This window comes from Streptomyces sp. NPDC002092, assembly GCF_053593775.1.
Map to the genome: position 1 here is coordinate 14,777 of NZ_JBSFDG010000024.1, position 18,470 is coordinate 33,246.

The window sequence follows — 18,470 nt, forward strand, 5'->3', positions numbered from 1 at the left end:
GTGTTCCCCCTGCTAGACAAGGCTGCTTCATGCAGTTCGTACGACGCGAAGCGCCACCCTATCCCTTGCTCTGCGGGGTGTTGGGGCTGCCTCCCTCAATTCTCCCCGTACCCCCTCCGCATCTCCATCCTCCTGGCTCTCCTGCTGACCGGGGGCATCAGTAGGATCGACGACTGCACGCGAACGACGCCTACGCGAACGGGAACACGTCGCGGTACACGGGGGCGTCGATGCCAAGACGTTTCAATCACGAAGGATGAGTGCATCGGTGAGCGTCGTCATCATCAAACGGCCACCGCGGATACCACCCCCGGTGGTGCCGGACGGCGAGGTCAAACTGGAGACGCCCCCCGAGATCCCTCGTGAGGGCGACGAGAGCATGCTGATGAACCTGCTGCCCATGATGGGCATGCTGGGTTCCGTCGGCTTCTTCTTCATGCCCAACCTCCCCCCTTACATGAGGGTGGTCGGCGGGCTGATGCTCGCCTCGACGCTGGCCATGGCCATCGCGCAGTTCGCCAAGTCCCGGCAGGGCGGCGGCGCGGGGATGGCGCAGGACCGTCGTGACTACTTCCGCTATCTGGAGCAGGTCCGCAAGGACGTGCACAAGACCGCGGAACTGCAGCGGCAGAGCCAGCTCTTCCAGCACCCGGACCCGGAGCAGCTGTGGGCGGTGGCCGCCGACGGCAAACGGCTGTGGGAGCGGCGCCCGACCGACGCGGACTTCGCCTCCGTACGGATCGGCCGCGGCATCCAGCAGCTGAACACGCCGCTCGTCGCCCCGGACACGGCGCCCAAGGAGGAGCTGGAGCCGCTGACCGCGGCGGCCATGAAGGCGTTCCTCGACGCCCACGGCAGCCTGCACGACCTGCCGGTCTCCATCTCGCTGCGCGCCTTCTACCACGTGACGATCGCCGGCGACACGGACACGGTCTACGGCAACGCCCGTGCGGCCATTTGCCAGTTGGCGACGCTGCACTCGCCGGAAGACCTGATGGTCGCCGTGGTGGCACACCCGTCCGCGGCGGCGGACTGGGACTGGATCAAGTGGCTGCCGCACAGCCAGCACCCGAAGGCCAAGGACGGAGCGGGCTCGGCCCGGCTCCTCTTCGACGACCTCGGGGAGCTGGAGGAGGCGCTGGCAGGCCAGTTGGACGACCGGCCCCGCTGGAACCGTGAGGCGACCCCCGTCTACGACCAGCCACATCTGATCGTGGTCCTCGACGGCGGCACCGTGCCGCCGGACTCCGAACTCGCCAGTTCCGAAGGGCTCCAGGGCGTCACCTTCCTGGAGATCGCCCCGGGCGAGCTGGAGGAGGAGCTGCGCGCCGGTCTGACGGCGTATGTGAAGCCGGAGCGGATGCAGCTGTTCGTCGGCCACGAGTCGGCGTACACCGGCAAAGCCGATGTGCTGAAGACGGAGCAGGCCGAGTCCCTGGCCCGGCAGCTGGCGCCCTTCCGGGTCGGTTCGGCGGAGGAGGGTGAACCCCTGCTCTCCAACCTGGACTTCACCGACCTCATGGGTATCGGCGACGCGGGCACCGTCGAGGTCTCCCGCACCTGGCGGCCGCGCACGCTGCACGAGCGGCTGCGGGTGCCGATCGGTGTCGGCGAGAACGGCGAGCCGGTCATGCTGGACCTCAAGGAGGCCTCGCAGGAGGGCATGGGCCCGCACGGCCTGTGCGTCGGCGCCACCGGTTCCGGCAAGTCCGAGGTGCTGCGTACGCTGGTGCTCGGTCTCGCGGTGACGCACTCCTCGGAGACGCTGAACTTCATCCTCGCGGACTTCAAGGGCGGTGCGACCTTCGCCGGTATGGCGGACATGCCGCACACCGCGGCCGTCATCACCAACCTCGCCGACGACCTCACCCTCGTCGACCGCATGCGCGACTCGATCATGGGTGAGACGCAGCGCCGCCAGGAGCTGCTGCGCTCGGCGGGCAACTACGCCAACCTGCACGACTACGAGAAGGCCCGGGCCGCCGGCGCCGCCCTCGAACCGATGGCGTCGCTGGTGATCGTCCTCGACGAGTTCTCCGAACTCCTCACCGCCAAGCCCGACTTCATCGACATGTTCATCCAGATCGGCCGTATCGGCCGTTCGCTGGGCATCCACCTGCTCCTGGCCTCGCAGCGCCTGGAGGAGGGCAAGCTGCGCGGCCTGGACACCTACCTGTCGTACCGGATCGGTCTGCGGACCTTCTCCGCCGCCGAGTCGCGTACGGCGATCGGTGTCCCGGACGCCTACCACCTGCCGTCGATCCCCGGTTCCGGTTATCTGCGCTACGACACCGACACCATGGTCCGCTTCAAGGCGGCGTACGTGTCGGGGCCGTACCACGGCGAAGGCCCCTCCCGGGTGCACCGCTCGACGCAGCTGCGGCCCGCGCTGTTCACGGCGGAGCATGTGGCGCTGCCCCCGCAGCCGGTGATCGAGGAGCCGGAGCCCGACAACCGGGTGGACGACGCGCTCGCCGACACCGTCCTGGACGTCCTCGTCGGCCGGATGGTCAACCAGGGACCGCCCGCACACCAGGTGTGGCTGCCCCCGCTGGAGGAGGCGCCCTCGCTGGAGCAGCTCCTCCCCCAGCTCGCCGTGCACCCGGAGCGCGGCCTGACCGCGCCCGACTACACGGCGCTGGGCCGGCTCAATGTGCCGGTCGGCCTGGTGGACAAGCCGTTCGAGCAGCGGCGTGACGTGCTCTACCGGGACTTCTCCGGCGGTGCCGGCCACGGTCTGTTCGTCGGCGGCCCGCAGTCCGGCAAGTCGACACTGCTGCGTTCGCTCATCTCGTCGTTCGCGCTCACCCACACCCCGTCCGAAGTGCAGTTCTACTGCCTGGACTTCGGCGGCGGCTCCCTGATCGCGATGGAGGACCTGGCGCACGTCGGCGGGGTCGCGAACCGTCTCGACGCGGAGAAGGTGCGCCGTACGGTCAGCGAGGTCGAGGGGATCCTCAACGCGCGCGAGGAGTACTTCCGCACGAACAACGTCGACTCGATCCAGACCTACCGGCAGCGCCGGGCCGCGGGCCATCTGCCCGACCAGATCTGGGGCGATGTCTTCCTCGTCATCGACGGCTGGGCCACCTTCAAGCAGGACTACGAGCTGCTGGAGTCCACCGTCACGGAGATCGCGACGCGCGGTCTCGGCTTCGGTGTGCACGTGATCCTCACCGCGAGCCGCTACACCGAAGTGCGGCCCGCGCTCAAGGACATGCTGCAGAACCGCATCGAGCTCAGGCTCGGTGACCCGACGGAGTCCGAGGTCGACCGCAAGATCGCGCAGAATGTCCCGGCTGCGGTGCCGGGCCGTGGTCTGACGCAGGAAAAGCTGCACTTCATGACCGCGCTGCCCCGGGTCGACGGCTCCTCGGCGACCGAGGACCTCTCCGAGGCGACGTCGATCCTCATCCGCGGCATCAACGACAACTGGCAGGGCAACCACGCTCCGGCCGTACGGCTGCTGCCCACCATGCTGTCCTCGGACCGGCTGCCCAAGGGGTTCGAGCACCCGGACCGCGGTGTCGCCATCGGCATCGACGAGTCCTCGCTCGCGCCGGTCTTCGTCGACTTCGAGACCGACCCGCTGTTCATCGTGTTCGGTGAGAGCGAGTCCGGTAAGTCCGCGATGCTGCGGCTGCTCATCAAGCAGATCACCGAGCGCTACACGCCGGACCAGGCGAAGATCGTCATGGGCGACTACCGGCGTGCGCACCTGGAGGGCGTGCCCGACTCGCATCTGTCGCGGTACTGCGCGTCGGCGCCCGCCCTGACGGAGACGCTGGAGGGCCTGGCCGGTTCGATGCACCGGCGTATGCCGGGCCCGGACGTCACGCCCGAGCAGCTGCGCAACCGCTCCTGGTACAGCAGCCCGGACGCGTTCGTCATCGTCGACGACTACGACCTGGTGGCGACCGGCGTGAACCCGCTGGCCCCGCTCCTGGAGTACCTGCCGTTCGCCCGTGACGTCGGTCTGCGCATCATCATCGCGCGATCCTCGGGCGGTGCCAGCAGGTCGCTGTACGAGCCGGTGATGCAGCGGATGCGCGAGCTCGGCGCCCAGGGTCTGGTGCTCTCCGGCGACCGGTCGGAGGGTGCGCTGCTCGGCAACATCACGGCGTCCCAACTGCCGCCGGGACGTGGGTACTTCCACACGCGGCGACGCGGTGGACAGCTGATTCAGACGGGCTGGCTGCCGGCCCGGTTCTGAGGCTGCGGTTGCAGCTGTGGCTGCGGGAGGGGGCGGTACCCGCGCGGGTACCGCCCCCTCCTGCGTTGTCAGTGCAGGCCGCTAAGGTGGCGTTGCAGGAGAGAACATGAACGGACGAGCCACGGGGGGCAGTTGTGCCGTCGGACCACATGGATTCCGATCCCAAAGTCCTCAAGACCGAGGGCTTCAACATGTACTCGGTCGGCCAGGACTTCTCGAAGGCCGTGACCGCGCTGCAGAACGGACTGACAGCGCTGGAACAGGGCGACACCCCGCCGTGGGGCGACGACGACATCGGCGAGAAGTTCGGCGTCGCCTACGAGGGTCTGCGCGACGGCATGTACCAGTCGATGGGCAGCCTGGCGGAGCGGCTGGCGGGCATGGGCGTCGCCTTCACCAAGATGGGCGTGGCCCACGAAGAGAACGAGGCCGAGCAGGTCGACATCTGGCGGAAGACGACCGCAGAGTTCGACGGTCAGGTGAAGCTGCCGCCCGGGGTATCACAGACCATGGTCGTCAAGGCGCAAAACACCTGATCCACGGCGGATGCGTGGTGCCCGCACGTAGGGTGGGACGCGTACGTGGTTCACATGTCAGGAAGAGGCCCCGCACCATGGCGGAGACGGCAGAACAGATCAAGGCGCGCAAGGAGCGGGAGCGGGACGAGCTGTACGCCCTCGACATCTCCGGCGTGGAGTGGCACAGCGCGCCCGGTACCGAGGAGCACGAGGAGCGGGTCGAGATCGCGTACCTGCCCGAGGGCGCCGTGGCCATGCGGTCGTCCCTCGATCCCGACACGGTGCTGCGGTACACCGAGGCGGAGTGGCGGGCGTTCGTACTGGGCGCACGGGACGGGGAGTTCGACCTGGAGCCCGCCCCGCACAACGGCGGGGTTTCGGCCGACTAGACACTACGGCCCCGCGTCCCCGAGGGGGCGGGGCCGGGCACGGCGCCGCTGGAGGATGCGGTGATCAGTACAGCGAGAAACCGCCGCTGTGGCGGCCCTGGTTCTTCTTGCCGGTGGGTGACGACTGGCCCTCCGCCTCCGGCCTCCTCGGCTCGGACGGGTCGCCGGGCCGGCTTGCGCCGGTCAGCGGCTCACCGTGCCTGACCTGGTCGCGTTCCTCCTCGGAGAGCGACTCCCACTGGCCGCGCAGGGACGCCATGCCACCGCCCAGGGCGCGGGCCACCGCGGGGTCGTCGAGGGCGTCGCGCAGGGGCAGGCGGCCGGAGAGCAGCTTCTTCGCCGCGTCCTGGAGGTCCTTTCCGACGCCGTCGTTCTCGGACAGCTTGCGCAGCGCGGAGTTCAGGGAACGAATCTGCTCCGGTGCGAGCGCCTCGTCCAGCACGCCTCGCTCCGGCGAAGAGCCGGACGGGGTCGGTGAGTTCTCGGTTCGCCTGGTCATGTCGCTCCGCTTCTCTCGCCGGCGTCGTCTCTCGGACGTTCTCGGACACCGGCAGTATCTCGCGTCACGCGCGAGTGTCGTGCGGGCGGCGTGGGAACACGCCGGCCGCGGCGTCCGCGCAGGCCTCCCAGGACGCGACGCACGACCCGGACTCGGCGACTGCAACTCCCCTGAGGCCGAGTACAAGACGGCCCACACGCTGCTCGGCACGACCTGAAATGCGACTCCAAGTACGTCCACGGGATCCAGGTCCGCCGAAGCCATCACGCGCCGAACACACCGTCAGGATCTGCGCAGGACCTGCGACGGATTTGTGACAGCAGTCCTCTGAAGTTGTCCACGGGTGATTCCGTAAGCTTTACCAACGGCTGTACTTCTGTGTGACTTCCCTTGACCGATGAGGGAGTTGTACGGCCGTGTCATCTGACGGGGGGGACTTTCTGCTGTGTCCATGATGCTGCCGGACGAGCTCGAATGGGTTCTCGAGATGCTCGGCTACAACTGGCCGACGGCAGACGAGGACAAGCTCAAGGACTGCGCCAAGCTGTGGCGGAAGTTCGGCGACGACGTCACCGAACTGCACACCAAGGCGAACACCAGCGCCCGCCAGGTGGTGGCCCACAACGCCGGTGAGTCGATCGACGCGTTCACCAAGACGTACGCCAAGTTCGACGGCGGGGGCGGTGGCGGGTACCTCCAGAACGCCGCCCAGGCCGCGTACATCATCGCGACCGTACTGGAGGCGTGCGCCTACCTCGTCGAGTTCGCGAAATGGGCGGTCATCGCCCAACTCATCGCCCTGGCCATCGAGATCGCCGCGGCCCAGGCCGCCGCGCCCTTCACCTTCGGCCTGTCCGAGGTCGGCGCGCTGGGCGCGACCCAGGCCGCCCGGCTGATCGTGCGCCGGCTCCTCAAGGAGCTCAAGGACGCGCTGCTCGAGGCGATCGTCGAGGCGATGAAGGAGCCCGCGATCTCGATGATCGAGGCGATCATCACCGACCTGATCCGCCAGACGGTGAACGTCGGCTTCGGCGCCCAGGAGGGCTACGACCTCGCCACCACCGCCAAGCAGGGCGCCGGCGCCGGCTGGGACGCCATCAAGCAGACCCCGCAGACCCTTGCCGAGGGTGTGCGGGACAGCCTGGGCGAGAAGGCGGGGCATCGGGCCCACCATGCGATCGACAGCCGGATCGACGGGCACGGCGGGGGGTCCGAGGGCGGGCACGGGGACGGGGACTCGAACTCGTCCGACGCTGATGGTGACTCCAACTCATCCGGCGGTGACGGGAGTTCGAACGGGGCCGACTCGTCGGTCGGTGAGGGCGGTTCGAACTCGTCCTCCGACTCGTCCTCGTCCGGCTCCGACTCCAACGGCTCGCACTCGTCGGGGCCGGACTCCTCGACGTCGACGCGTTTGGGCGGCGATGTCGGCACGAACATCGGTGGCGGGATATCCGCCGACACCGGCGGCAACGGCATCGGCGGGCCGGATCTGGGAGCGGGGCCGGGATCCGACTCGGGACCGGACTCCGGATCCGGCACCGACTCGGGTACCGGGTCCGACTCCGGGACCCCGAGGCCGACGCTGTCCCACTCGGGTCCGACGCTCTCCGACTTCGATGATCCCTCGCCGGACGGAGCGTCCCCGGGCGGCGCGGACTCCGGGGGCGCGTCCGACGGTCCGGGCGCCTCCGGTCCGTCCCACTCCGGCGGCGGCTCGTCCGTGTCCGGCCTCTCGTCGCCGACGGTGCATTCCGTGGCGGCCTCCGCATCGTCAGGGGGGATGCCTCCGTCGACGTCGACGGGCGGCCACGGCGGAATCAGCACCAACATCGACAGCCTGGCCGCCAGCACCCCCACGCACACCACCGCAACGCCCACCGCTGCTCCGACGACCAGTGATCCTTCCCCCAACGGTGGGGGCCCAGGCCGCGCGGACGGCGGCTCCGGCATACCGACATCGCCCGTCGCGCCTGCCACGGCAGGAGGGGTCGGCGGCGGCTCGCACCACGGCGCTGCGGCCGGCAGCAGCGCGCCGTCCGGCGCGAGCCCGAGCAGCTCTGCGCCCAACTCCGTTACAGCAAATACCACTTCGGCTACGGGGTCCGGTACGACCGCGTCGGCATCGGCGTCAGCGACGACGGATGGTCGCGTCAGCGGTGGTGCGGGTCTTCGTGTCTCCGGTACGGGGGACGGGCGCATCCCCGGTACGACGGACGGCCGCACTCCCGGCACCCCGGACGGGCGGACACCGACCCAGCGCACCCCCGGAAGCACGACGCCGGGGGACGGCACGACACCGAGGAACACGCCCGGTACGAGACCGGGCGACGGCACCACGCCGCGCACCCCCACGGACACGAGGCCGGGCGACGGCACCACGCCCCGCACCACTCCCGGCACAAGGCCGGGCGACGGCACCACGCCCCGAACCTCCGCGGACCCGACCGGTAGCACTCGTCCCAGTACCACCGGCCCGGCCGGTAGCACCCGTACCAACACCACCGACCCGACCAGCGACGCTCGCAGCAACGCCACGGGGCAGAGCTCGAACCCGAGCACCGCGACTCAGAACCCGGCCCAGTCCTCGTCCTCCAGGACCACATCGCCGTCCACCGGCACCTCCACGACGACGCCCTCCACCTCGACCGGCTCCGGTTCGGATCGCACCTCGACGCCGGGCAACGGCACCTCGGGCTCGTCGGCGCCGAGCGGTCGTACGCCCAACTCCTCGAACCGGCCCGGCCCCGCCGACACCCCCGGCACGCCTGGCGGCACGTCCAGCACTCCCGGGTCCCAGAACCGGCCGGGCACCGGGGCCGACCCCACTCCCAACAGGCCGCCGCAGCAGCCCGCGGGCAGTCCGCCCGGCTCCCCGCCGCAACCGACCGCGCAGCCCAACAACCCGCAGCAGCACCAGCAGCAGGTGACGCCGATCCCGGTCCACACCGTCGTCCGCACCCCGGCGGCACCGGCGGCACCGTCGCACACGGGCCTCGCCACGCCGCAGGCACCGGGCTCGCCCCAGGCCACCCCGGGCGACGCCGGCAACCAGCAGCACCCGCAGCAGGACAGCCTCCAGGACATCCGTTCCGACCTGGACCACCACCCCGGAGGCCTGACGGAGCCCGACCCCGCCGATCAGCAGGCGCTGGTCGACGCGGTGCCGCACAACGAGGACGGCACCCCGCAGCGCTTCCCCGACCCCTTCGAGGGCAACTGGTCCCAGCTCCAGAACGACGGCGGCGTCAACGTCCCCGGACGCAGCAACAACTGCGCCGACTGCTCCCGTTCGTTCCTGGAGACCTGGTACGGAAACCCGCAGGTCTCGGCCCCGCGCACCCTGGACACCGACGCGAACGGCAAGCCGGACCACTGGTCCCCCGAGGACGACGCGAACGAGAACCAGATCCGCTGGACCGGCGCCGCCCACACCTACGCCGGTCCCGGCGGTGACCCCGCCACCGCCGACAACATCGCGAACACCCTCCAGCAGGCGGGCCCCGGCTCGGCAGCCATCGTCCAGGTCGACTGGCCGGGCGGGGGCGGCCACGCCTTCAACGTGGTCAACCACAACGGCAACATCGTCTGGGTCGACACCCAGAGCGGCCAGGTCAGCAGCCAGCCCCTGCACATCGACCAGGCGGCGCACGTGTGGCACATCCCGCTGGACGCCGACCGCAACCCGATCGACACCGGCCAGCCGCAGACGAACGGCACGGAGAGCCAGAGCGGCGAGTCGCAGAACGAGAACGGCGACGGCTCCCAGCCGGACAACGCCCAGAACGACGGGCAGCAGGAAAACGGCCAGGCCCCGCAGAACGAGGTCTCGGCCGACCCCCCGAAGCAGCACGACGACACCGACACGGGAACCGACGCCCCTGCGGCGGCGGACCAGGACTCCTCGGCCGACGCCGACCCCGCCCAGCCGTCGACGGCCGACCCGAACACCTCGTCGCCGGACCCGGCGAACAGCGAGCCCGGCGACGAGAACGGCCGCCCCCGGAGCGAGACACCGAGCACCCCGGACCAGCAGGCGCACCCGAGCGAAGTGGCGCATCCCGACGAGCGGGACCACACTCTCCGCAAGGACGAAGAGCAGCCGACCGCGACGACCGAAGCTCCGTCCCGGCCCGACCCCTCTCCCGAGCAGCGGCCACCCGCGCACGCCACGTCCGACGCCACCGACAACGGCACCCCGGACAAGACCTCCACCCCCGCCCGGACCGAGACGGACACCCCGACCGACCCCACCACGGACCGGCACACACCTCAGCAGACCACCGCGCCTTCGGACCCGCGCACCACCGACCCGCGCGCCGCGGATCCCCGTGCCCAGGACCCGCGGGCGTCCGACCCTCACAGCCCGGATCCCCGCGCGCACGACCCCCGTACGTCCGATCCCCGTACGTCCGATCCACGTACGTCCGATCCACGTACGTCCGATCCACGCGTTCAGGACCCGCGCACCTCGGACCCGCAGACGCATACCCCGCCACGGAAAAGCCCGGAGACCGACGAGCGGTCCGACGGACGGCGTGCGGACAACGAGCCGATGCCGGACCGGGAACACCCCGATCACGCCGAAGATCCGCGGCCGGCGGCACCGGACGCGGACCGGCCCGACAGCTCGGACCACACTCGTCCCGAAAGCCCGGACCAGTCCCCTGCCGACGACCACCGCGACCACCCCGGCAACATGACCAAGGACTCCGCGGTTCCCCAGCGCGAGAGCCCGCCGGACGGCAGGAACGCCGATGCCGCCCACTACGTCAAGGACTCCGTCAACGGGAAGAAGCCGCTGTACGGCGACATCGCCGCCGAGCAGTCGGCGCAGCCGCCCAGGCCCGCGCACCCGGAACACCCGTCCGGTCCGGCGGAGCCCGCAGGCGACGGTTCAGGCGACCCGGACCAGCGCAGGCAGCGTGATCTGGACATGCTCGCGCGGGCCAATTCGAACGACCCGAAGGACAGGGCCTGGTTCGAGAAGTACTACCACCCGAGGAGCGGCTACCGCCGGAGCGTGACCGCACCCGCCGAGGACGGCCGTCCCGTCCCGCAGTTGCATCCCACGAACGATCCGAACGCTCCCTGGATGCTTGCCAACGACGCACCGGAGGCCGATCCGGAGTCCTATATCGACGAGGGCGCGGGTTCGGGTGAGCGGCACACGGAGATCTCCGACGACAACCTGAAGCGGCTCGACCGGGCCGCCAAGGAACGTCAGGATGCGATCGACGCCGACAACCAGCCGCACAAGGACCGCAAGGCGGCCAAGGACGCCTACGAGGCGAACAAGACCCCGGAGAATCTGAAGAAATTCGAGGAAGCCGACGCGAGGCACAGTCCTCTGCACGGGAAGATGACGCGGGCCAGTGAGGACTACGGCGAGGCCGTCGCCGAGCACCACGTGATGCCCCGGCACTTCCCGGACTACGACCGCGTCGACGACCGGGCCATGGGAAACAACCGGTTCGACCAGATCTACCGGGACCCGAACACCGACCCGCCCCACTTCGTCGTCGTGGAGGCCAAGGGCTCCCTGACCGCCGATCTCGGCGAACGGCGGGGGCTCGCGCCGGAGACCGGCTCCGACCAGTCCGTTTCACCGGACGATCCGGGCCAGAACCAAGGCGACGGCGCGCGGAACGACGACGGCCAGGACAGCCAGAACGCTCCGGGTCCCGGTGTGCCGAGGGTCCGGCAGGGCACTCGCGCGTACTTTGAGACGATCCTGCATGAGATGGATGCGCGCGCACGCCGGAACCTGGACACGGCCCGGACCGACGCCGATTTGGATGCCGCCAGCGCGGAGCGGCAACTGGCACGCGACCTCAGAAAGGCGCTGGAAGCGGACCCGTCGCGGGTGAAGTACATACTCGTCAAGGGCAACTCCTCCGGGGGCAAGCACCAGGGTTACGAGATGAAGCAGTTCGACATCAGAACGGAAGAAGAGAAGGCACGCGATGCAGATTCCGCGACATGATTTCCCGACGCGAAACATGGCGAGGATCCTCCCGACTCTCACCGACGACTTCTGGGAGGACGTCGACGGACTGCAGAACCAGCCCTCGTGGTTCTCGAACGTTCTGGCAGACGCCATCGGGCTGCTCGGCCGGCACTGCGTCCTGGACCCGGAGTCCGACAAGCTCGAGACCTGGGAGGCCTGCGTCACCGCGATGCAGGTCGGCTCCGCCCTCTTCGTGTCGGCACAGGCCCCGGCCGGCACCGCCTTCGAGTACCGCATCGGTCATGAGATGCGGACCGTCCGCGCCGGCGCCCTGCCCCGCGCCCACGCCGGCAACTGGCTCAATGCCTTCTGGCTCGCCTGTGTCTGCCGTGAGAAGAAGCGGATGACCGAGCTGTGCCACTTCCCCGTCTCGCGTCTTCGGCAGGCCGACGGGGTTCTCGACGAGTACGTCTACGACTGGGTGGAAGCGCTCCAGGCCTATTGGCTCAAGCGCCCGGAGTTCGGCGACAAACTGGTGGCCGCGGTGGAGGGGACGGATCCCGCCGCGCTGCGGCACGCGCCGCGCGACGGCGTACTGCAGATCATGTATCCGCCGATGAACCTCCTGACCCAGCTGGCGCGCGGTGACCAGGAGAGGTTCAACGCCGAGCTGGCCAAGGCCGTGGAGTGGCACAAGGAGTACTGGACCCGTGACGAGGACCGCGAGCTGACCACCGAGGGCCTCGTGGCCCTGGGCCCGCTGGCCGTGTCCTGCCTCGCGGTCGATGCCGGCTTCACCATCACCGTCGAGTCCGAGTACCTGCCGAAGCATCTCCTCGAAGGTGCCTGGATCAACGAGTTCCCCACCTGACCCCAGCCGCCCCCGCCCCCAGGCGCCAGACGAAGGAAGCCCATGACCTCGGACACCCCGCCCCCGGCACCCCACACCCCGCCCACCACCCCGGACCAGGCCCTCGGGATCGTCCGCTCGCGTTACGCCGAGCCCAAGCTGCCCGACGGCACGCCCGCCGAGCTGCGGGTCCACGAGTTCGACATCGGCTACCTGGTGTACGCGGTCTTCCCGCCCACCACGGACGCGGCCGGCCGGCCCCGGCCCGCCCCGCCCGGCGGAGCCAAGATCGTGGTCTCGAAGGAGACCGGCGAGAGCGTGACCGTCCCCAACTACCCGACCGAGCAGGCGATCGCGCTGTACCGGCAGAACCTCGGTCGCAACTCCTAGCCTTCGTCCACCACTCCGGCACCCGCGAGGTCCCCCACCGATGACCGCCCCGACCAACGGCTACGCACCCCATCCCTACCTGGGCGGACGCACCGCCGTACTGCGTGCGCTCGCCGCCTGGCGGTCGGGCCGGCCGGATGCACCCCGGGTGATCGTCCTCACCGGCAGCCCGGGCAGCGGGCGTTCGCATCTGCTGACCGGCTTCCTGATGCTGTGCGACCCGGAGTTCCGCGGACGGCTGCCGCTGTCGGACCTCGACCCGTCGACCGTGCCGCCCGACCTCCCCGCCCCGGCGGTGCCGAGCGCGGCGGGGCTGACCGCGGCGCAGCTCGGCTGGCTCATCGCGGACCACTACGGCCTCCGGGCCGGCCGCCTCGAAGAGGTCTACGCCGCCGTCGGCGCCCTCGGCCGGACCGAGACGGTGGTTGTGCCCGATGTCGACCGGGCGGGTCCGGTGCGTACGGCGGGCGAGCCGGCCCGCGTCGTACGGGAGGTGCTGAGGCCGCTCGCTGCCACCGCGAACGTGCGGCTGCTCGCGGACGTACCGCGCGAGCTCGTCACCGAGCTCGAAGGTGAACTCCCGCCCGGCACGGTGCAGATCATCGACCTCGACGACCCGCAGTGGGCCGACCCGCGCGGTCTGGTGCTGCAGGCGTACGCGCTGCTCAGACCGGAGTCCGGCGCCCCGGAGCCGCCCTTCGCCTCGGACGCTGCGGCGAGGCGGACCCTGGCCGAGGCGATCGGACGCCGGGCCGGAACGAGCCCCCTCACCGTGCAGCTCGCCGTCCGGAGCCTCCTGATGAGTCCGGGCTCGGCCGCCCCGTACGACGAGACCCTCCTGCCCTCATCCCTCGGCCAGGCACTCGACCTGCACGCCCGGCGCCTAGGAGCGGACCCGCTGGCTCTGCGTCAGCTCCTGGCGCCGCTGGCCCTCGCGGAGGGCGACGGTCTGCCCGTCGACCTGTGGACACGGCTCGTCAACGCCCTTGCGGACAAGGACATGAGCGGCGTCCTCGCGGACAGCGGCGCGCTGGCCGGCCCGTTCGTCGAGTCGGTCCGGCGGGACGGGGACGGCAGTACGCGGACGCTGCTACGGCTGCTGCACCCGGCCATCGGCGAGGAGCTGCGCGCCGGCCTGCCGAGCGTCCGTGCCGCCCAGACGCAGATCGCGATGACGCTGCTGGAGGCGGTGCCGGACCAGGACTGGAGCAGGGCCGACCCGTATGTACGGGACCACATCGCGGGCCACACCCTGGAGGCGGGCCTGCTGCCCCAACTCCTCACGGATCCCGGGCTGTTCGTCCACGCCGCTCCGGTGCCGCTGCGGGCCGCCGTCGAGGCGGTACCGGCCGAGGAACTGGGTGCACCGGCCAGGACGTACCTGCGTACGGCGGCCCTGCTCACCCGCACCCAGGTGCCTGCGCCGCAGCGTGCCGCCCTGCTGGAGACGGCCTTCGTGGAGGACGGCCTGCTCGAGTACGCCGACGCCATCCACGGGCGGCTCGGCCTCGACCTGCCCTGGCAGACCCTGTGGAGCCTGCCCGCGCCCGGCATCAGCGCGGTTTCCGCCGGCAGCCTGCCCGGGGCCGAGGGACAGCCCGTCCCGGTGGCCGTCCTCGTCGTACCGGCCGATTCCGCGGTGCTCGTGCACCGCCTCGTCCGATCCGACGACTCCGGCCCTGACCCCGACCCCGGGCAGGTCCAGCACCCGTCCGAGGAGGAGCGGGCCGCCGCCCCACTGGGCCTGAGCCGCGGCGCCGACTACGTGCGCGTCTGGGACCGGGCAACTCGCAAGGTCGTGGCAGAGCTGCTCTCGGACGTTCCCTTCACGGCCGTGGACCTGTCCCCCGACGGCATCCTCGTCGCAGCCACCGAACGCAGCGCGAAGGCCCTCCGCATCCAGCCGGCGGCTGCGGGAGCCATGCGGCGGGCCGCGTGATCTCTCCTACTCGGTTCAGATCCGAACAGGCGGAAATGACTACGCAAGTCACACGACATGAAGTGCCTGCCGACCGTGTTCTCGGTGCGCAAGCACTCGTTGACGACGCCGAGGCGCGGGTCCGGAAGCTCGAGACCATGCCCAGCACGTTCAACACCGGTCTGAACAGGGCTCTCGCGAACGCCAAGAGCCATTGCGCTCTTGATCCCCGCGCCGCCCGGATCGAGACCTGGGAAGCCTGGGCCGCGGCCATGCAGATCGGCTCCGCCCTGTTCCGGTCCGCCACCTCACCGGAACCCACCGTGGAGTGCCTGATCTCGGGTATGCCGCGCACGATCCGCGCCATCAGCCCACAGCCACCCGCCAACGCGGGCAACTGGCTCACCGCCTTCTACCTGGCGCTCGTCTGCCGCGAACGCGAACGGCTCACAGAACTGAGCAACGTCCCCCTCTCGCTGCTGCGCGAGTCCGGAGCGGTGTTCGACGAGTACATCTACGACTGGGTCGACACGCTTCAGACGTACTGGAAACAGGGCCCCGGCATCGGCGACAAGCTGATGGCCGCAATCAACGGCACCGATCCGGACGCTCTGCAGGTCGCCGACCGCAGCCTGATGCTGCGCATCCTGTACCCCCCGCTCAACCTGTTCCACCGCCTGGTCACAGGCGACAGCGAGCGCTTCGATGTCGAACTGGTCAAGGCCCTGGAGTGGCACAAGGAGTACTGGACCGCGGAGGAATCCACGGCCGCCCAGGTCAGCGGCCTTGTCGCACTGGGACCGCTGGCCATGGCCTGCCTCGCCCACGACGCGGGGGTCCCCATCGACGTGGAGTCCGGCTACATCCCCAAGTACCTGCTGGCACGCGGCCGGGTCGGCGACTTTCCGACCTGACGAGAGCCGGTTGCTCGTCGAACCGGTCGACCGGCGCGGGCCGCTCCGGCTCGACACTCGACGAGCCGGCACCCTTCACGCAGCCCGCTCCTGCTCCACCACCCCCCTCCTGATCTCACTGATAACTTGCTGCTTCTGCCAGTCAACTCCATTGAGTCCACGGGGAACCATGAGCCAGCCGCCCTTCCAGCCGCCGCCGCAGCCACCACAGCCGCCGCAGAACCACCCGAATCCCTACGCCCAGCCCGTCCCCCCGCAGCCGCAGCCGGGGTTCGGGCCACCGGCTCCTCCGCCCGGGCAGCCCCCGATGTACGCCGGACCGCAGCCCGTGGGGCCGCCGCCGGTGCAGCCGATGTACCCGATGCAGCCGACACCGCCGTTCCAGGCGCCGCCCTTCGGGCAGCGGCCGAACGGGGGCGGTAACGCCGTCGGCGCGGTGTTCCTCGGGTTGTTGGTCTCCTTCGTCGTGTCGGCGCTCTACACCGGCCTCATCCTGGCCACGTACAAGGACATAACATCCAACGCCGTGGCCAACGCCCTCTCCTTGGGCCACGCACTTCTCAATGGCGCGATTGTCGGCGCACTGGTCGGCAAGGTGGGGCGCGGCAGCAACGGTGCCCGGATCGGCGGGGCCGTCATCGCCGCGCTCGGCGCCTTCTTCGGCGACGCCAACGCCCTCCCGCTCATCATCGCCAAGGAACAGTCGTTCATGGCACTCAAGGACATGCTGGAGTACAACCCGTTCCTCCCGGCCAAGGCCTGGTGGCACAGCGATGCCACCGGTGGAGTCGACTGGTTCTCCCTGCTCAGCCTCGTACTCGCCGCCGGCGCCGCCTGGGGCGTCGCGTACCTCGTCGGCAAGAGTCGCCGTCCGGCGTGACGTGTCAGCCGGAGGGCCGGCGCCGGTGCAGCCACGGCCGCGTTCGGCCGCTGCGGATCGCATAGCCTGCCGCCCATGCTGATGAACGGCATGGGTGACGAAAGCCGGGCGCAACGGCAGACTCGCATCTGGCGCAGTGCGGCAGGCGGCCCCCTGGCTGTCGTCGCCGCCACCGGCATCTGGCAGGCCCTGCGCAGCTACCGCAGCCGCAGCGGCAAACACCTGGCACTCTCCTTCGCCTGCGCTCTGGGGATCTGTGCGGTGCTGGTGACACTCGGCAGCATGGCCTGAACCGGTGCTGATGAGCAGCCACGCGCATGCCCCGGCGCCCCGCCCGCGCCTCAGCGCCGGCCCGACCGCTTTCCCCCTACGGAACCGTGCACGGGCGCGTCCCGCTCGGCACGTTCGCGGTCGAGTTCGGCCTGCTGCCGTGCGTCCCAGTCCGCGAACCGACCCTTGGACTGCTGGCGTTCGGCATACGTCTGGTCGTCGGCCGCCCGGCGCATCTCGTGGAGCCGCTGGTACACGGCCTCGGTGTAACGGGGGTCCTGGAAGGCGTCCTTGACGTCGAGGCGTCCGCTCAGCACCTCACCCGCCATCTCGCGCAGGGCGGGGTCGAGCGAGCTCGCGCCGGCGATGGTGCGCAGGGAGCGGCGCAGCCGCAGGGCCTGTTCGGGGTCCTGGGCGATCCCCATGAGTTCCTCGTCCTGGATCTCCCGGTCCGCGGTCATGGGTCCGGCCGTCCTTCCTGTCGTGTGTTGTCGTTCGCTACCGGGGAGGGGCGTCACCCGAACTCGCTTCGAGCCCAATCCTGTGCGCCCCCGGAGGCGTGCGCAGAGCCTGAGCCCACCGTCGAGGCGGCTGCCGCGGTCCTGCGGGAGGACGCCTGCGTGGCGTGGGCGGAGTCCGAGTCCGCCTCGGAGGAGCTGTCCGCGGCCCCGTCGGACGACTCCGCGGCGTTGCCACCGTGTCCGGACAGCGTGTCGACACCGTGCTGTACGCGATTCCCGACCGCCCCGGTGGCCTTCTCCGTCGCCTGGTCCACGGCGTTGTCCACGTGCCCCTGCACGTCCGTGTAGCCCGCGAGGGTCGACCCTTCGCCGCCCTTGACCTCGTTCTTGAGGCCGTCCAGGTATTCGCCGCCCGCCTTCTCGGCGACGTCCGTGGTCTCTCCGAGGTTGATTCCGGACCGCTCGTCGAAGTGGGTCTCGATGCTCTGCTGGGCGATGTTCTGCGCCATTCCGACGGCGGCTTCCTTGGCCTTCTCCTTGGCCGCGTCCACCACCTTCTCCTGGACGAACTGCTTCGCCTCTTCCTTGATCTTGTCCTTGGCGAACTGCTTGACCTTCTCCTTGGTGATCTTCTCGAGCTGCTCCTTGGCGATCTTCTTGAGGGCGTCCATGGTGGCGTGCTCCATGGCCTTGGTGATCGCCTGCATGACCTCCGTCCTGAGCTTGTTGAGCAGCTCACGGACGATCACCCGCGCGGCCTGCGTCGCGCCCAGCGCGCCGACCTCGGACAGCCCGAAGGTGAAGGGGGCCGCCGCCTGCGCCGCGATGATCTCCACGGCCAGGGCGACGAGTTGCGCGATCACGGCCAGCTTCGCCGTGAGGACAGCGATCGCGGCCGCGTCGAAGGCGAGGGCGATCACCTCGCACGCGGTCTTCACGTCGGGGATGTAGCTGTCCTGGCCGCCCGCGCCGGTGTAGGCGCCCCAGCCCTTGGTGAATTCGTCGACGGCCGTACCGGCGTTGCTCGCCAGGATGGTGCGGGCGAATCCGTCGCCGTCCGTCTGGATCGTTTCGAGGTCCTTTCCGAAGGCCCGCCAGGCCTCGGCGACATCGTGCAGTGCTTGTTCATCGGCCTCGGGCCAGCTGTAGCCGAGGAGATCGAGCACCCAGACAAGCTCGCTGGGCAGTGTGAGCGACATGCCAATATCCCCGAATTTA

General features: G+C 70.2%; 13 protein-coding genes. 10 read left to right on the plus strand and 3 right to left on the minus strand.

Features of this window, described 5'->3' with window-relative positions; genetic code table 11:
• The first annotated feature begins 268 nt into the window (after positions 1-268).
• From eccCa to ACWCRD_RS39055, 3 genes are all read left to right on the plus strand, one after another.
• The gene (eccCa, locus tag ACWCRD_RS39045) at positions 269-4,213 is read left to right on the plus strand and encodes a type VII secretion protein EccCa (protein ID WP_450970431.1); all 3,945 of its coding nucleotides are present in this window, start codon (positions 269-271) and stop codon (positions 4,211-4,213) included.
• A 149-nt stretch (positions 4,214-4,362) separates the two neighbouring features.
• Positions 4,363-4,749, plus strand: coding sequence for a hypothetical protein (locus ACWCRD_RS39050; protein ID WP_450970432.1), 387 nt, complete (start codon positions 4,363-4,365; stop codon positions 4,747-4,749).
• A 77-nt stretch (positions 4,750-4,826) separates the two neighbouring features.
• Positions 4,827-5,120 (plus strand): DUF397 domain-containing protein, encoded by a 294-nt coding sequence (locus ACWCRD_RS39055; protein ID WP_389078686.1) that lies wholly within the window; start codon positions 4,827-4,829, stop codon positions 5,118-5,120.
• A 64-nt stretch (positions 5,121-5,184) separates the two neighbouring features.
• Here ACWCRD_RS39055 and ACWCRD_RS39060 read toward each other — a convergent pair whose 3' ends face one another.
• Positions 5,185-5,619 (minus strand): hypothetical protein, encoded by a 435-nt coding sequence (locus ACWCRD_RS39060; protein ID WP_450970433.1) that lies wholly within the window; start codon positions 5,617-5,619, stop codon positions 5,185-5,187.
• A 451-nt stretch (positions 5,620-6,070) separates the two neighbouring features.
• Between ACWCRD_RS39060 and ACWCRD_RS39065 the strand changes: the two genes are divergently transcribed.
• From ACWCRD_RS39065 to ACWCRD_RS39095, 7 genes are all read left to right on the plus strand, one after another.
• Positions 6,071-11,605 carry a toxin glutamine deamidase domain-containing protein gene (locus ACWCRD_RS39065; RefSeq protein ID WP_450970434.1) on the plus strand — a complete coding sequence of 1,845 codons (5,535 nt, stop codon included), beginning with the start codon at positions 6,071-6,073 and terminating at the stop codon, positions 11,603-11,605.
• A gap of 16 nt (positions 11,606-11,621) precedes the next feature.
• Positions 11,622-12,440 (plus strand): immunity 49 family protein, encoded by an 819-nt coding sequence (locus ACWCRD_RS39070; protein ID WP_450970435.1) that lies wholly within the window; start codon positions 11,622-11,624, stop codon positions 12,438-12,440.
• A 42-nt stretch (positions 12,441-12,482) separates the two neighbouring features.
• Positions 12,483-12,809 (plus strand): hypothetical protein, encoded by a 327-nt coding sequence (locus tag ACWCRD_RS39075; protein ID WP_450970436.1) that lies wholly within the window; start codon positions 12,483-12,485, stop codon positions 12,807-12,809.
• Positions 12,810-12,849: 40 nt separating this feature from the next.
• The gene (locus tag ACWCRD_RS39080) at positions 12,850-14,748 is read left to right on the plus strand and encodes an ATP-binding protein (protein ID WP_450970437.1); all 1,899 of its coding nucleotides are present in this window, start codon (positions 12,850-12,852) and stop codon (positions 14,746-14,748) included.
• Positions 14,749-14,885: 137 nt separating this feature from the next.
• Entirely contained in the window at positions 14,886-15,641 is a 756-nt protein-coding gene (locus tag ACWCRD_RS39085; protein ID WP_450970438.1) for an immunity 49 family protein, read from the plus strand.
• Positions 15,642-15,810: 169 nt separating this feature from the next.
• Entirely contained in the window at positions 15,811-16,521 is a 711-nt protein-coding gene (locus tag ACWCRD_RS39090) for a hypothetical protein (RefSeq protein WP_450970439.1), read from the plus strand.
• A gap of 75 nt (positions 16,522-16,596) precedes the next feature.
• Complete coding sequence (locus ACWCRD_RS39095) at positions 16,597-16,812, plus strand: hypothetical protein (protein ID WP_450970440.1); 216 nt, start codon at positions 16,597-16,599, stop codon at positions 16,810-16,812.
• 50 nt (positions 16,813-16,862) lie between these two features.
• Here ACWCRD_RS39095 and ACWCRD_RS39100 read toward each other — a convergent pair whose 3' ends face one another.
• Together ACWCRD_RS39100 and ACWCRD_RS39105 are read right to left on the minus strand one after the other, a co-directional pair.
• Positions 16,863-17,252, minus strand: a complete 390-nt coding sequence (locus ACWCRD_RS39100; protein WP_450970441.1) for a hypothetical protein — start codon at positions 17,250-17,252, stop codon at positions 16,863-16,865.
• Between the two features lie 53 nt (positions 17,253-17,305).
• Positions 17,306-18,451 (minus strand): WXG100-like domain-containing protein, encoded by a 1,146-nt coding sequence (locus ACWCRD_RS39105; RefSeq protein ID WP_450970442.1) that lies wholly within the window; start codon positions 18,449-18,451, stop codon positions 17,306-17,308.
• Between the last annotated feature and the right edge of the window lie 19 nt (positions 18,452-18,470).